The organism is Nonomuraea turcica (genome assembly GCF_030718205.1).
Classification (GTDB): domain Bacteria; phylum Actinomycetota; class Actinomycetes; order Streptosporangiales; family Streptosporangiaceae; genus Nonomuraea.
Window position 1 is genome coordinate 79,653 of record NZ_JAUZQF010000008.1, and the last position, 14,740, is coordinate 94,392.

The 14,740-nt window shown below is 68.1% G+C and carries 17 protein-coding genes; 1 reads left to right on the top strand and 16 read right to left on the bottom strand.

What is annotated here, in order from left to right:
* Positions 1–217 precede the first annotated feature (217 nt).
* A complete protein-coding gene (locus tag Q9G87_RS21520; protein WP_305918214.1) occupies positions 218–1,756 on the bottom strand; it encodes a YifB family Mg chelatase-like AAA ATPase in 1,539 nt (512 codons plus the stop codon).
* Entirely contained in the window at positions 1,757–2,116 is a 360-nt protein-coding gene (locus tag Q9G87_RS21525) for a YraN family protein (protein WP_305918215.1), read from the bottom strand.
* Positions 2,117–2,577: 461 nt separating this feature from the next.
* Here Q9G87_RS21525 and Q9G87_RS21530 point away from each other — a divergent pair, with 461 nt between their 5' ends.
* Entirely contained in the window at positions 2,578–2,793 is a 216-nt protein-coding gene (locus Q9G87_RS21530) for a hypothetical protein (protein WP_305918216.1), read from the top strand.
* 184 nt (positions 2,794–2,977) lie between these two features.
* Here the strand turns inward: Q9G87_RS21530 and Q9G87_RS21535 are convergent, their stop codons facing one another.
* The 14 genes from Q9G87_RS21535 to Q9G87_RS21600 form a co-directional block, all read right to left on the bottom strand.
* Positions 2,978–3,301 carry a DUF2469 domain-containing protein gene (locus tag Q9G87_RS21535; protein ID WP_026215037.1) on the bottom strand — a complete coding sequence of 108 codons (324 nt, stop codon included), beginning with the start codon at positions 3,299–3,301 and terminating at the stop codon, positions 2,978–2,980.
* Between the two features lie 39 nt (positions 3,302–3,340).
* Positions 3,341–4,009, bottom strand: a complete 669-nt coding sequence (locus Q9G87_RS21540; RefSeq protein ID WP_305918217.1) for a ribonuclease HII — start codon at positions 4,007–4,009, stop codon at positions 3,341–3,343.
* 52 nt (positions 4,010–4,061) lie between these two features.
* Entirely contained in the window at positions 4,062–4,655 is a 594-nt protein-coding gene (gene lepB / locus Q9G87_RS21545; RefSeq protein ID WP_305918218.1) for a signal peptidase I, read from the bottom strand.
* A complete protein-coding gene (lepB, locus tag Q9G87_RS21550; protein WP_305918219.1) occupies positions 4,655–5,521 on the bottom strand; it encodes a signal peptidase I in 867 nt (288 codons plus the stop codon). The genes lepB (Q9G87_RS21545) and lepB (Q9G87_RS21550) overlap by 1 nt, the downstream gene beginning before the upstream one ends.
* Before the next feature lie 144 nt (positions 5,522–5,665).
* Positions 5,666–6,028, bottom strand: coding sequence for a 50S ribosomal protein L19 (gene rplS / locus Q9G87_RS21555; RefSeq protein WP_305918220.1), 363 nt, complete (start codon positions 6,026–6,028; stop codon positions 5,666–5,668).
* A 137-nt stretch (positions 6,029–6,165) separates the two neighbouring features.
* Positions 6,166–6,945 carry a tRNA (guanosine(37)-N1)-methyltransferase TrmD gene (gene trmD / locus Q9G87_RS21560; protein WP_305918221.1) on the bottom strand — a complete coding sequence of 260 codons (780 nt, stop codon included), beginning with the start codon at positions 6,943–6,945 and terminating at the stop codon, positions 6,166–6,168.
* Entirely contained in the window at positions 6,945–7,445 is a 501-nt protein-coding gene (gene rimM / locus Q9G87_RS21565; protein WP_305918222.1) for a ribosome maturation factor RimM, read from the bottom strand. Before rimM ends, trmD begins: the two co-directional genes overlap by 1 nt.
* Before the next feature lie 70 nt (positions 7,446–7,515).
* Complete coding sequence (locus Q9G87_RS21570; protein ID WP_043634919.1) at positions 7,516–7,761, bottom strand: RNA-binding protein; 246 nt, start codon at positions 7,759–7,761, stop codon at positions 7,516–7,518.
* Position 7,762: 1 nt separating this feature from the next.
* Positions 7,763–8,206 (bottom strand): 30S ribosomal protein S16, encoded by a 444-nt coding sequence (gene rpsP, locus Q9G87_RS21575; RefSeq protein ID WP_305918223.1) that lies wholly within the window; start codon positions 8,204–8,206, stop codon positions 7,763–7,765.
* 218 nt (positions 8,207–8,424) lie between these two features.
* Complete coding sequence (ffh, locus tag Q9G87_RS21580; RefSeq protein WP_305918224.1) at positions 8,425–9,972, bottom strand: signal recognition particle protein; 1,548 nt, start codon at positions 9,970–9,972, stop codon at positions 8,425–8,427.
* 57 nt (positions 9,973–10,029) lie between these two features.
* Positions 10,030–10,590, bottom strand: a complete 561-nt coding sequence (locus Q9G87_RS21585) for a GTP-binding protein (protein WP_305918519.1) — start codon at positions 10,588–10,590, stop codon at positions 10,030–10,032.
* Positions 10,591–10,597: 7 nt separating this feature from the next.
* Positions 10,598–11,014 (bottom strand): DUF742 domain-containing protein, encoded by a 417-nt coding sequence (locus tag Q9G87_RS21590; protein ID WP_371825804.1) that lies wholly within the window; start codon positions 11,012–11,014, stop codon positions 10,598–10,600.
* A gap of 5 nt (positions 11,015–11,019) precedes the next feature.
* Complete coding sequence (locus Q9G87_RS21595) at positions 11,020–11,442, bottom strand: roadblock/LC7 domain-containing protein (protein WP_305918225.1); 423 nt, start codon at positions 11,440–11,442, stop codon at positions 11,020–11,022.
* 67 nt (positions 11,443–11,509) lie between these two features.
* On the bottom strand, positions 11,510–14,344 hold the full coding sequence (locus Q9G87_RS21600) for a sensor histidine kinase (protein ID WP_305918226.1): 2,835 nt from the start codon (positions 14,342–14,344) through the stop codon (positions 11,510–11,512).
* Between the last annotated feature and the right edge of the window lie 396 nt (positions 14,345–14,740).

Consider the following 14,740-nt stretch of genomic DNA (forward strand, 5'->3'; position numbering starts at 1 on the left):
TGATGGCGCAGCTGACGGCACCGCCGGACTCTCAGCTGGTCGTAGTTGTTGGGGCGTGTGGGTGGTGGCCCAGGACGGGTGGTAGGGCGGTGGCGGTGAGGGTGCGAGCGGAGGGCTCTGTTCATCCCATTCGTGGTGTGAGGGCGTTGGTGGGGTCATGACCCTTTCCTGGGCTTGGTGGGTGCGGGGTCGGGGGTTGTGGAGGTGGTGGCGCGCATTACGACGTCACACCTAGCCAGAAGTGGAGGGCGGCAGTGGTTTCGTCTTCCTCGGGACGGTCCTTGTCGGCCAGGTCGGCGAGGGTCCAGGACACGCGGACCGCGCGGTCCAGGCCGCGGGCGGTGAGGGTGCCCGAGTCGAGGCAGGACGTCATGGGCTTCATAGCCTCGGGGGACGGGCGGTAGTCGGCGTGGAGGACGGATGAGGGGATTTCGGCATTTGTCCGCCATGGAGTGCCGGCCAGGCGTTTGGCGGCTCGCTCGCGGGCCACGAGCACGCGCTCGGCCACCGTCGCGCTGGATTCCGCGAACTGGCGGTCTGCCATGAGCTCGCGCTTGGAGGCGCGCGCCACGGTGACCTTCATGTCCACTCGGTCGAGCAGGGGACCGGAGAGCCTGCCGAGGTAGCGGCGCCTGACCGTGGGAGAGCATTTGCAGCCTTCCCCCTGGTCCTCTGCTTGGGCGCACGGGCAGGGGTTCGCGGCCAGGACGAGCATGAACCTGGCCGGGAACGTGACCGAGCCCGCCGCTCTGGATACGGTCACGCGGCCCGACTCCAGCGGCTGCCGCAGCGCGTCCAGCATGTGACGGGGGAATTCGGGGGCTTCGTCCATGAACAAGACGCCGCGGTGGGCGAGCGAGACCGCCCCCGGGCGCACGATCGTGCTGCCGCCGCCGATGATGGCGGCAGCGGTCGCCGTGTGGTGCGGGCTGATGAACGGCGGCCTGCTCATCATGGGCGCGTTGGCCGGCAGGACACCGGCGACCGAATGGATCGCCGTGACCTCCAGAGCATGGTCGAGCTCCAGGTCGGGCAGGAGGGTCGGAAGGCGCTCCGCCAGCATGGTCTTGCCCGTGCCGGGCGGGCCCAGCATCCAGAGGTTGTGTCCGCCCGCCGCGCACACCTCCAGGGCCCTGCGGGCGACCGGCTGGCCCACGACGTCCGCCAGGTCGATCGTGCGCTCCGTGATGGTGGAGGGCAGCTTGACCTGCTCCTCGACGACCTGATGTTCTGGTGGTTCGTCTCCCCTCCGCAGCCACTCCACCAGCTGGCGCAGAGTCGCCACCGGAACCACCTTCACGTCGGGGACCAGGGCCGCCTCCGCCGAGTTGGCGGACGGCACGATGACCGTGGCGTCTCCGTGCTTGGCCGCGCCGAGAATGGAGGGCAGCACCCCACGTACGGGTCTGATGCGGCCGTCCAGGCCGAGCTCCCCCAGGAAGAACGGCTCCGCCACCCGCTCGGCGGGAACCACCCCGGCCGCGCCCAGGATCGCCACCGCTATGGCGAGGTCGAACTGGGATCCGCGTTTGGGGAGGCTGGCAGGGAAGAGGCTGACGATGATGCGGGCGTCGGGCCACGGGTATGTGCTGTTGACCACCGCGGATCTGACCCGGTCGCGAGCCTCACTCAGTGCCATGTCCGGGAGGCCGATGAGATGGATGCCTGCCAGGCCGTTGCCCACGTCGGCCTCGACCTCGACGGTACGGCCCGTCACGCCCACGAGGGCGACGCTGCGGGTGCGGGCCACGGCCATCTAGAACGCCCCCCGCACGTGGCGAAGAGCGAAGTTGCCCGCGAACCGCTCCAAGGCGATCACATCCACGCGGACGGCCTCGAACGTGCGGGACTGCGTGGCCAGCCACTTGGCCGCGAGCACTCGAAGTCTGTCCAGCTTGGCAGGGCTCACCGACTCCAGGGCCGTGCCGTGGGACCTGCTCGATCGGGTCTTGACCTCGACGACGACCAGGTTGGGGCCTTCTTCGGCGATGATGTCGATCTCGCCATAGCGGCAGCGCCAGTTGCGTTCGATGATCTCCATGCCCTTGGCCTTCAGATAGATCACGGCTAGTTCCTCGCCTTGCTTGCCAAGCTCGAGATCGTTCTTCGTGGCCATGTGCCACCTCCGTCAGGTCGGGTCAGGTCGGCGTCGATCCGGTCCGGTACGGGACCGACCTTGGCGGATGCGGGGTGATGGCCGTTGGGCCGAGCGGGATTCTGGGGATTACGGGCCGTGAGTCACTGCGCCTTGTGGATAAGTGCGCTGATCGGCGATAAACCAGTGGGCCGCACACCCTTGGGGCCGCACATGGACATCCGTATAAACCGTTGCGCCGAGAAGACGGTCGGGCCCCGGCAGGCAGGCGCATCGGGTGACAGACGGCCTCTCGCAGGCGGTTGGTCAGCCGAGGCGGGCTTGGGCGAGATGGATGGAAAACGCGGGTGCTTCCAGACGGAGCTGGCGGCCTGGGGTGAGCTGCGCGAGTGGCCGCGCGAGTGGCCGCGCGTGGCCCGCGGGTGGCCCGCGGGTGGCCCGCGGGTGGCTGCGCGAGCAGACCGCACGGATGGACCGTACGGATGGACCGCGCCGCTGACGTGGGCGGATGGACCGCGCCGGTGACGTGCCTGGATTACATGTGTGAATGGGCCAGCGTCGCTGAGCTGCGCGGATGGGCCAGCGTCGCTGAGCTGCGCGGATGGGCCTGCGTCGCTGAGCTGCGCGGATGGGCCTGCATCGCTGAGCTGCGCGGATGGGCCGGCGCCGGCGGGCTGCGGGATGGGCTGCGCGGATGAGGTGCGCCAGTGGCTGGCTGATCGCCGAGATCCGGAGCAATCCCGCATCAGCCGTCAGCGAGCTCACCCCTGGCGGCCTCGCCTCCGACCGGCTAACCGGACGCGAGCGGACTGACCGGCCCACCTCCAGCCAGCCCACATCCCCGCCCCGACCAGCCAACAGCCCCAGTCACGACCGACCGGACTACCCCGAGAACCCTTCCTTAGGCATCTCCAGATCGGCCTTCGCCAACTCCTCCACGTTTACATCCTTAAACGTGACCACCCGCACGTTCTTCACGAACCGCGCCGGCCGATACATGTCCCACACCCAAGCGTCCTGCATCTTCACATCGAAGAAGACGTCGCCGTTCTCCGCGGTACGGACGTCGAGGTCGACCGAGTTGGTCAGATAGAAGCGCCGCTCAGTCTCCACGACGTATGTGAACAAACCGACGACATCACGGTATTCGCGGTAAAGCTGCAGCTCCATCTCGGTTTCGTACTTTTCGAGATCCTCTGCGCTCATCGCGGTCCTCCTGTCGTACCGGTCCCCCGGTTTGCCTGCTCAGGCAACCCCGGCCCCCATTTCATTCTCACCCATCTCCCTGGCCACCGTGACGAACGAGTAACGGTGGTCGGCACATGGGCCGTGCGTTTCCAGCGCCAGCCGGTGCCCCGGTGTGACGTATCCCTTGTGCTCGGCGAAGCCGTACTGCGGAAAGCGTTCGTCGAGCGCCACCATCAGGCGGTCCCTGGTCACCTTGGCCACGATGGACGCGGCCGCCACGCAAGCGGCCACCTGATCCCCCTTCCACACAGCGAGCGACGGCGCGGGCAGCCCGGGCACCGGGAAGCCGTCCGTCAGGATGTACTCCGGGTCACAAGGCAACTGTGCGACAGCTCGCCGCATTCCTGAAACGTTGCACTTGTGAAGACCTTTGGCGTCGATCTCCCCCGGCGGGATCACCACTATGCCTACATGGGAGACACGCGTGATCCGATCGTAAAGGGTTTCGCGCACCGCCGGCGTGAGCAGCTTCGAGTCGGCGAGGCCGGCGATCTCCCTGCGCAGAATCACGGCCGCGACCACGAGCGGTCCTGCGCAGGCGCCACGGCCCGCCTCGTCGACGCCGGCGATCGGGGTGAGGCCGCGGCGGGCCAGCGCCCGCTCATAGGCGTAGAGCCCGGAATCGCGCCGGACGACGCTCGGTCGAGGGCGGAACGCAACTGTCATGACAGAGGCAGCGTACGCCCCATTCGCCGCGGCCCGCGACCGAAAGCCCCCTCTACTTGACCTTGTCGAAAATGTCGGGCCGGGAGAAGAGATAGCCGCGATTGAGCGGCCAGTAGCGCACGACCGCCGTGCCGACCACCGCGTCTTCCGAGATGAAGCCCCCACCGGGCTCCTCCATGTGGGACCGGGAGTCGGCCGAGGCGGTGCGGTGGTCACCCATCAGCCACAACTTTCCCGCGGGCACCGTGACGTTGAACTTATCGCCAGAGGCGAAATCGCCGGGGTAGAGGTAGGAGGTCTCGTCCAGCGGCGTGCCGTTGACCGTGATGCGCTTCTTGGCGTCGCAGCACACCACCTTGTCGCCGCCGACACCGATGACGCGCTTGATGGTGTCCTCGCCGTTCCAGCCCTTGAACACCACGATGTCGCCGCGCTCCGGCTTGCCCGCGAGCTTGTTGACGAACACGCGGTCGTTGATCAGCAGGGTGTTCTCCATCGACTCGGACGGGATGTAGAACGAGCCCACCACGAACGCCTGCAGCAACAACGCGATGCCGACGCCCATCACCAGCAGCAGCACCGTCTCGCGGAAACTGCCCTTCTTCTTCTCTTTCCCCACGCCCTCCGCCTTCTTGGTGACGGCCATCAACGCCTCCTCCGCAGCCAGCGCCGACGAACCAGGACCAAGGGTACGGCCAGCCCAAACCCGGCGACGAGCGGGATCGACCCACCGAGCGCCTGGAGCGCGGGCTGTGCGAACGTGGCCGGGATGTCGATCACGCTTGCCCGGTCGAACGGCCAGACGATCACGAACGCCCGCCCGATGACCTGACCTTCAGGTATGGAACCGCCACCCGGGTCTCCGGTATGTGAACGCGAGTCGAGCGAGACCGAGCGGTGGTCCCCCATGACCCACAGCCGCCCTTGCGGCACCGTGACGTCGAAGAACTTGTCGGAGGGCACGTTACCGGGGTAGAGGTAGCTCTCCTCGTCGATGGGCGTGCCGTTGACCGTGATGCGTCCCTTGGAGTCGCAACACCGGACGTGGTCGCCACCGATGCCGATGACCCGCTTGATGTAGTCCTTCTCACCGGGTACGAGGCCGAACGCCGTGCCCACCCACCGGAAGAATCCCGCGACCGCGTTGGACGGCTCCTCCAGTTGGAATTCGCCGTCCCAGGAATCGACGCCGGAGAACACCACCACGTCGCCGCGCTCGATGTCGCGCGTGTGGTAGACGAGCTTGTTGACCAGGACCCTGTCGTTCTTCAGGAGGGTGTTCTCCATCGACTCCGACGGGATGTAGAAGGCCTGGACCACAAACGTCTTGATGATCAGTGCCAGCACCAGGGCGACAACGACAAGAACGGGAAGCTCTTTCCAGAACGACCCCTTCTTCTCCTTATCCTGTTTTTCGCCCTTGGCCGGCTTCTGAGTCTCTTCGGCGACCACGTCCACCTCGTCCTCGACAGGGCGGCGCGCCGCGCCGTGCTCCTGGCTCTCGCTAGTCATCGCTGACGAGCCTAGATGATGATTCGGCTCGGCAAGCCTCGACCGACGTTACACCGAGCACGAGTCGCTCCACATAAAGGAAACGGCCCTGTAAAGCCGAATGGCCCGCCCCCGGGGGGCGGGCCATTCGGGAAAGACCAGGGCTTACTTGGCAGCCGTCGTCTCGCGCTTCTCGCGGATGCGGGCGGCCTTGCCGCGCAGATCGCGCATGTAGTAGAGCTTGGCCCTGCGCACGTCGCCGCGGGTCAGAAGCACGACCTTCTCGATGACCGGGCTGTGCACGGGGAAGGTGCGCTCGACGCCGACGCCGTAGCTGACCTTGCGGACCGTGAAGGTCTCGCGGGCGCCGCTGCCCTGCCGGCGCAGCACGAAGCCCTTGAAGACCTGGATACGGGAGCGGTTGCCTTCGACGACTCGTACGTGAACCTCGAGCGTGTCACCGGGGCGGAATCCCGGCACGTCGCTGCGCAGGGTCGCCTTCTCGAGCTCCTGGATCTTCGTGTGCATGAGAGCTGTCCTCAAGTCCTCGTAAGCACGCGGAGGTCCACCCGGCCATGGCTCGCGGCGGACGCGCCTGCTGATGTGATGAACCCGGGATCGTTTCCCGGGCATGACAGACCAACCAATGAAAGGTTGGCAGCGATTCAGTTTGCCATATCTTCGGGGAGGACGCGAAACGAGAGCTCCTCCAGGAGCTTCCTATCGTGCTTGTCGAGCGTGCCGGGGTCGAGTGCCGCCGCCAGCTCGGGCCGGTTTCGTACGGTGCGGCGCAGCGCCTCGTCCCGTCGCCACCTGGCCACCTTCCCATGGTGCCCGGACAGCAACACGGCAGGCACCTCATGGCCCCGCCAGACGGGCGGCTTGGTGTAGACGGGGCCCTCGACCAGATTGCGCATGGACCCGGGCGCGAAGGAGTCGTCCACGGCCGACTGGGCGTTGCCCAGCACGCCGGGCAGCAGCCTGCCGATGGCCTCCACCATGACCAGCACCGCGACCTCGCCCCCGGCCAGCACGTAGTCACCGATGCTGACCTCGTCCACGCGCAGCCGCGTGCCGTATTCAGCCATGACCCGCGCGTCGATGCCCTCGTAGCGCCCGCACGCGAACAGCAGCCACGGCTCCGCCGCCAGCTCCTGCGCGAGCTCCTGGGTGAACGGCCGCCCGCTCGGGGTCGGCACGATCATCCGCGGCGCGCCGTCCCCGATCACCGCGTCGATGGCCTCGCCCCACACCTCGGGCTTCATGACCATGCCGGGACCACCGCCGTACGGCGTGTCGTCGACGGTCTTGTGCACGTCGTGGGTCCAGTCGCGCAACTGGTGCACACGTACGTCCAGGGTGCCCCGCTCACGTGCCTTGCCGATCAGCGACACGTCCAGGGGCGCGAAGTATTCAGGAAAGATCGAGATGATGTCGAGCCGCATCACAGCAGGCCCTCCGGCGGATCGACGATCAGCCGCCCGCCTTCCAGGTCCACCTCCGGCACCAGGGCCTTCACGAACGGGATGAGCGCCTCGTCGGCGCCCTTCCTGCGGACGACCAGCAGGTCCTGCCCGTGGTGCAGGACGTCGGTGACCTCGCCCACCGGATCGCCGGCGACGGTCTCCACCGCTAGGCCGATGAGCTGGTGGTCGTGGAACTCGTCGGGGTCGTCGGACGGCTCCACGTCGGCCGAGTCGATGACCAGCATGGTGCCCCGCAGCTCCTCTGCCTCGTCCCGGTCGGTGACGCCGTCGAACGCGATCAGCAGGATGTCCTTGTGCCAGCGCCGGCCGGCGACGACGAGCGGCCCCCGATCGGCGGGGTCGGTCGCGATGGACGTGCCGACGACGAAGCGCCGCTCGGGTTCGTCGGTAAGCACCTCCACGGTCACCTCACCGCGTACCCCGTGCGGACGACCTATCCGGCCGACGACCAGCTGCACGTGTTGTGCCCTTTCTTAACGCAAGCGCCCCCATCGGCCAGAGAGCCGATGAGGGCGCGGAAACCTGACGCTAACGGACTGCTTCGTGCAGATCGAGCAGGTCGACCCGCACGTATTTCCCGTCGGCCAGGGCGTTCACGACCGTACGCAGCGCCTTGGCGGTGCGCCCGCCGCGTCCGATGACCTTGCCCAGGTCCTCGGGGTGCACCCGGACCTCCAGGACGCGCCCGCTGCGAATGCGGCGTGCGCGGACCCGGACATCGTCAGGATGTTCGACGATGCCCTTCACGAGGTGCTCGAGAGCCTCCTCGAGCACGTCAGGCCTCGCCCTCGGTCGGGGTCTCGACGGGGACCTCGGCCTCTTCCTTCTTCTTGGCCCTCTTCGGCGGCGTGGTGGCGGCCGTGCCGGTGTCGCCACCGGACAGCGCCTCCTTGGCCGCAGCCTCGTAGATGGCGTGACGGTCCGGCTTCGGCTCGGCCACCTTCAGCGGCGCCGGGGCGGGCTCGCCCTTGAACTTCTGCCAGTCACCGGTGAGCTTGAGCAGCTTGAGCACCGGCTCGGTCGGCTGCGCGCCGACCCCGAGCCAGTAAGCCGCACGCTCGGCGTTGACCTCGATGCGCGAAGGGTCGTCCTTCGGGTGGTACAGGCCGATCTCCTCGATCGCCCGGCCGTCACGCTTGGTGCGGCTGTCGGCGACGACGATACGGTATTGCGCGTTGCGGATCATGCCGAGCCGCTTGAGCTTGATCTTGACTGCCACGGGTGTGGTCTCTCCTGCATTCGAGCGTGGGTGAGCGGCGCTTCGCCGAGTGGGGCACGGCTGGTCGACGCTCCAGGGACAGACGCGGCCGGCGGGAGGTTAGAGGGCGCCCACCTGGTCACGGTGTTCCAACATGTCATTGTGCCAGATCGACGGCACTGCCTACGACCTCATCGGGAAGGGCGCCGCAAAGCGCCGGCAACAATAGCCCAGGGTGGTTACTGCTGGCCCGGGAGCTTGAACTTGGAGGGGTCGAAGCCCGGCGGCAGGTCCATCCCCGGAGGCAGCTTGCCGTGCAGGTTTCCCAGCATCCCGCCCTGCTTGGGCGGCGCCGGAGCATCGCCGGACGACGCCTTCTCCAGTGCCGCCTTGCGCGGGTCACCGCTGACCCGCCGCCCCTTCTTGTTCTTCTTCTGCGCCTTGGCCACCTTGCCACGCCCACCCGGCATGCCCGGGATGCCCATCCCGCCGGCCATCCGCTTCATCATCTTCTGCGCCTCGAAGAAGCGGGTGACCAGGTTGTTGACCGCGGTGACCGTGACGCCGGAGCCGGCGGCGATGCGCGCCCGGCGCGAACCATTGATGATCTTGGGGTCCTGGCGCTCGCCCGGCGTCATGGAACGGATGATCGCGGCGATGCGGTCGAGATCGCGGTCGTCGATCGAGTTGAGCTGGTCGCGCATCTGCCCCATGCCGGGCATCATGCCGAGCAGGTTTTTGATCGGCCCCATTTTCTGGACCATCATCATCTGCTCGAGGAAGTCCTCGAGCGTGAAGCTCTCGCCCGACGTGAGCTTGCCGGCCATCTTGGCGGCCTGCTCCTCGTCGAACGTCTTCTGTGCCTGCTCGATCAGGGTGAGGATGTCACCCATGTCCAGGATTCGGGAGGCCATCCGGTCCGGGTGGAAGGCGTCGAAGTCCTCGAGCTTCTCACCCGTCGAGGCGAACATGATCGGCCGGCCGGTGATGTGCCGGACCGACAGCGCGGCGCCGCCGCGGGCGTCGCCGTCGAGCTTGGTCAGCACGACGCCGTCGAAGCCGACGCCCTCCATGAACGCCTGGGCCGTGGTGACGGCGTCCTGGCCGATCATGGCGTCCACGACGAACAGGACCTCGTCGGGCTGGACCACGTCGCGGATGTCGGCGGCCTGCTTCATCATCTCCTGGTCGATGCCCAGGCGGCCGGCGGTGTCGATGATGACGATGTCGTGATTGAGGCGCTTCGCCTCGTCGATCGACGTGCGGGCGACCCCGATCGGGTCGCCGACGCCGTTGCCCGGCTCGGGCGCGTAGACGGCGACCTGCGCCCGCTCGCCCACGACCTGGAGCTGCTGGACGGCGTTGGGGCGCTGCAGGTCGGCGGCCACCAGCATGGGCGCGTGGCCCTGCTCGCGCAGCCACCTGGCCAGCTTGCCTGCCAGGGTGGTCTTGCCGGCGCCCTGGAGGCCCGCGAGCATGATGACGGTCGGCGGCGTCTTGGCGAAGCGGAGCCTGCGGGTCTCACCGCCGAGGATCTCGATCAGCTCGTCATTGACGATCTTGACGACCTGCTGCGCCGGATTGAGCGCCTGGGAGACCTCGGTGCCGCGGGCGCGCTCCTTGACCTGGGCGACGAACGCCTTCACCACCGGCAGCGCGACATCGGCCTCCAACAGGGCGATGCGGATCTCGCGGGTGGTGGCGTCGATGTCGGCATCGGACAGCCGGCCCTTGGCTCGGAGGGAGGAGAAGACCGATGTCAGCCGGTCGGATAGCGTCTCGAACACGTGGTTGGCCAGTCCTCGAAGCGAATGTACGTCGGAGACTCCAGCCTATCCGCTCTCCTAGCCGCTCCAGCCTGGCACGGCCATGCGAACCGTGAGCGCGTGCTCGACGAGGTTGATCAGAGCACCTTTGACCGAGTCCTTCGAACGCGCGTCGAGCCGCACCATCGGGATGTGCGGCGCCAGCGTCAAAGCGTCCCGCACCTCGGCGTCGCTGTGCAGATACTGGCCGTCCCAGCCGTTCACCCCCACGATGAACGGCAGCTGCGCCTCTTCGAAGTAGTCGATGGCAGGAAAACTGTCGGCCAGGCGGCGGGTGTCCACCAGCACGACGGCGCCGATCGCCCCCCGCACCAGGTCGTCCCACATGAACCAGAACCGGTGCTGTCCAGGCGTGCCGAACAAGTACAGGATCAGGTCACTGTCCAGCGAGACGCGGCCGAAGTCCATCGCCACGGTCGTCGTCGACTTCAACGGTGTCATGCCCAGGTCGTCGATGCCGGCGGAAGCGTCGGTCATGACGGCCTCCGTGGTCAACGGCATGATCTCCGACACCGCGCCAACGAACGTCGTCTTGCCCACGCCGAAGCCCCCAGCCACGACGATCTTCGTCGAGGTCAGGCCGGGGCTAGAGCCTGCGAAGTCCACTGAGCACCCTTTCCAGCAGGTTGACGTCCGGTCTACCCGCTTCCAGCTGCGGCTGATGCACTCGTAGGAGGCCTTCCGCCGCCATGTCCGCGATCAGAACCCGCACCACGCCGAGCGGGATCCGCAACAGCGCCGAGACCTCCGCCACCGACCTGACCTGCAGGCAGAGCTGGCTGATCGCCTTGTATTCGGGCGTGATGTGCGAGAACTCCCGATGCTCGGCGGTCGCCGAGGACACCAGCGCCTCCATCGCCAGCTTCACCTTGGGCGCGGTTCGCCCGCCCGTGACGGCGTAGGGACGCACCGGCGAAGCGGGCTCGGAGCTGGAGGGCGGAGGCTGCGGGGGCTCCCAGCCGCCGCTGTTCCACCCGCCGCTGTTCCACGATGGGTTCGTCACTCACATCACCTGGTCTGGCTGGCGCGCAGCTCCGCGCGCACAGCCGGAGTCAGCACCTGACCGGCGCGATCAACCATCAATGTCATCTGGTACGCCACCAAACCCATGTCGCAGTCCGGTGCCGCCAGCACCGCCAGGCACGAGCCGTCGCTGATCGCCATGATCAGCATCAGGCCCCGCTGCATCTCCACGATCGTCTGATTGACCGCACCGCCTTCGAACACCCTGGCGGCCCCCTGCGTCAGGCTCACCAGGCCCGACGCGATGGCGGCCAGCTGATCAGCCCGGTCGGCCGGGAAACCCGACGAGGCCGCGAGCGGCAGCCCGTCGGACGAGACGACCACCGCGTGCGCGACCCCGGGAACCGTACTGACGAAGTCGGTGATTAACCAGTCCACTCCGCGAGCCGCGTGGCTCAGGTCGTTCATTCGCCCTCCTGCGTCGGTCGCATGAACGACAATCGGCTGTGTTTGATCGGCCGCTCGCTTCGCTCGCTCATACGCCCTCGTCCCTGCTGTTATTCCTGGAGCCGGACCCGTACGCCCTGCCCTCGCTGATGTCGTCACGCGCCGCCCGGAAGCCTTGCTGGAAGCTCGAAAGGCGGCTGCGCACCCGGTCGGGCGAGACCGTCGGCATGGGCGCGACGCCCTTCGGCGCCGAGACGGCCTCGGCGGAGCCGGGCACCAGATTGGCCTTCGGCACCCGCTTGGGCAGCCCGGCCGCGGTGGCCCCGTCGCGTGCCGGCTCGACCACGGCCTCGGCGGCGCTCCAACCGGCGTCGGCCTTGGCCGAACCCCAGGTCGCGTCGTTGTCGACGCCGTGCTCGAACCAGGCGGACTCGACCGAGGCGAAGATCGGCAGATACTCGTCCCCGGACGAGGCGGGCTCGACCGCCGGCATGGGGCCGGTCGCCGCGGACTCGGTCTCGGGGAAGTGCTGGCGCTGCGAGGCGGGGGCGGGCTGCTCGGGACCGCGCGTCCACGGGCTGGGCCCCTCGGGCGGCAGAGCGCCCCGCCGGGGCAGGGCCGTGGTCTCTCCCGTGACCGGCCCCCGCGAGGAGACCCACACGTCCGAGGAGGGAGCCGAGTTGTTCGCCATCCAGTTGTCGCCGGTCGCCGGCCATTGGGGTGCCGATGACCAGGAGCCGCTCGACGCCGGCTCCGCCGACGGGTACGACGGGAAGGACGGATGCCCGGGCCCGGGCTGGTAGCCGCCCGGCTGCCACGGCCCGGCGGCCGAGGGCTGCGGCGTGTGGAAGGCCTGCTCGCGAGCGACGCCCGCGCCGGCGGTCGCGGGTGCGGATCCGGCGGTCGCGGGGGTCTGCGCACCGAGCAGGGACTCGGGGATGAGCACCATCGCGGTCAGCCCACCGGAGCCGTGCGGGCGCAGCTGCACCCGGATGCCGTGGCGGTGCGCCAGCCTGGCGACCACGAACAGGCCCATGCGGCGCGAGACCGAGACGTCGACGGTGGGCGCGTCGACCAGCCGCTCGTTGGCCTGGACCAGCTCCTCGGCGGTCATGCCGATGCCGGAGTCGCTGATGGCGAGCATGATGCCGCCGCCGTCGATCCTGCTGCCCGAGACGGGGACGCGGGCTTCGCGGGGCGAGAACGACAGGGCGTTCTCGATCAGCTCGGCGAGCAGGTGGATGACGTCGTTGACGGCCTGGCCGGCGATGGAGATGCCCTCGGGCACCTCCAGCACGACGCGATCGTAGTTCTCGACCTCCGACAGCGAGGCGCGGGCGACGTCCACGAGCTTGACAGGCTGGCTCCAGCGGCGCGGCGGCTCCTGGCCGGCGAGGACCAGCAGGTTCTCGCTGTTGCGCCGCATGCGGGTGGCAAGGTGGTCGAGCTTGAACAGGTTCCCGAGCCGCTGCTCGTCCTGCTCGCCCTGCTCCAGCCCGTCGATCAGGGTGATCTGCCGCTCGACCAGGGTCTGGCTGCGCCGCGACAGGTTCACGAACATCGCGTTGACGTTGCTCCGCAGCTTGGACTCCTCGCCCGCCAGGCGGACGGCCTCGCGGTGCACCTCGTCGAAGGCGCGGGCCACTTCACCGATCTCGTCCTTGGAGTTGATCTCGATGGGCGGGACGTTCAGCCGTTCAGGGTCGACGTCGGTGTTGCGCAGCTGGCGGACGAGGTCGGGCAGGGTCTGACCGGCGATCTTGAGTGCGTCTCCGCGCAGGCGGCGGAGCGGACGTACCAGCGAGCCCGCCATGATGGCGGTGATGGCGAGGACCAGGAGCAGCAGGGCGGCCACGATCGAGATGTTGATCGCGGCGAGCTGCCGGTCGCCGCCGGCGAGGTCGGCGCTCCGGGTGGCCACCTGGTCCCCGAGCGACTTCTGGACCTGGTGGAGCCGGTCGACGGTCTCGCCGATGGCCTCGAACCAGAGGTCCACGTCCTTGTTGGTGGAGGGGTCGAGCCTGCGCAGGTATTGCTCCCTGGCGCTGCTCGACAGGGCACCGGCGGCGTTGTTGTGCAGCAGCACGGCGCGGGCGATGAAGAGCTCGGCGCGGGCGATCTTCGCGCTGGCGACGGTCTCGTCGAACGCCTGCCGCTGATCCAGCGAGGCGACAGCCAGGAAGGAGTCCCGCTCGCTGACCCGCCGGGCGGTGGCGTCGACGAACGCCTGGAACTCGGTCTCGAGGAAGGACCCTCGGATGATGCCGGCCATCAGGAGCGCGCGCTGCTTGGAGCCCTCATCCTCGGCTCGGGCGATTGCGCGCAGGGCGGCGCTGGTGGAGATCAGCTGCTCGTCCGTCGCGCCCTGGGCGACCTCGTCGTAGAGCTGGAGCATCTCGGTGATGGTCTCGGAGTACTTCTCCATCGTCGGCAGGGGCGGCAGCTGCGAGTCGGTCCCCGCCACCGTCTGGCGCAGCGAGCCCAACTGGCCGAGCCGGACCCTGATGCGCTCGAGGTTCCTGCGGCCGATGTCGGACAGGGACGGCTCGACGGTCTGCGCGGCCGCCAGGACGCGCTTGACGTTGACGTCGACGACCTCCTGCTGGTCGCTGTAGCGGTCCTTGTCGGCCGCCGACCGGGAGGCGGCGTAGCGGGCGGCCAGGTCGCGCTCGAGGCCGAGGTCGCGCGAGAGCTCGCCGAATTGGCCGACCACCTTGCCTACCTCGCCGATGACCTGGTACTGCTCCGCGCTGCCGATCGAAGTGGTGACGCGCAGGCCGCCGAAGACAACGGCCACGATCGTGGGAACGGCGATGAGGGCGATGAGGCGCGTGCGGACACGCCAGTTGCGCAGCGCGAGCGGGCTCCCTGCCTTGGGCAGGGTCACCTCCGGCACCTCGCCGCCCGCCGGCTGTTCGGGCACGTCCGGAGCCCTACCACGACCGGGGTCGGTCGTTGTTGTCCTCACTGGTGGCAACCTCTCGCCATGGCCTGCTTAGGGGGTCTCAGCGGCTTCGTCCCAGGGACGAGTGATCGCAGGCAAGTTCGAGGCCCAATTTGAGCACAAACCTCATACTTCAGCCAACGCCTCGACGGTATTCAACCGTTCCAAGGCACACATTGTTCACGTCGCAAGCCTTCGACCACGGAGCGCAACCACACCTCCGAGTCAGACATATCGTAACAAAGCGCCCTTTGTCTATATATTTACATCTATAGTCGTTTACCGTCATCTTCAATCGATAAAACTCCCATACGCGGCGGACCGCTGCCGATCGGAGTCCCCCTTCCGGTACGCTTCACGCCCGGTAACCTGTGC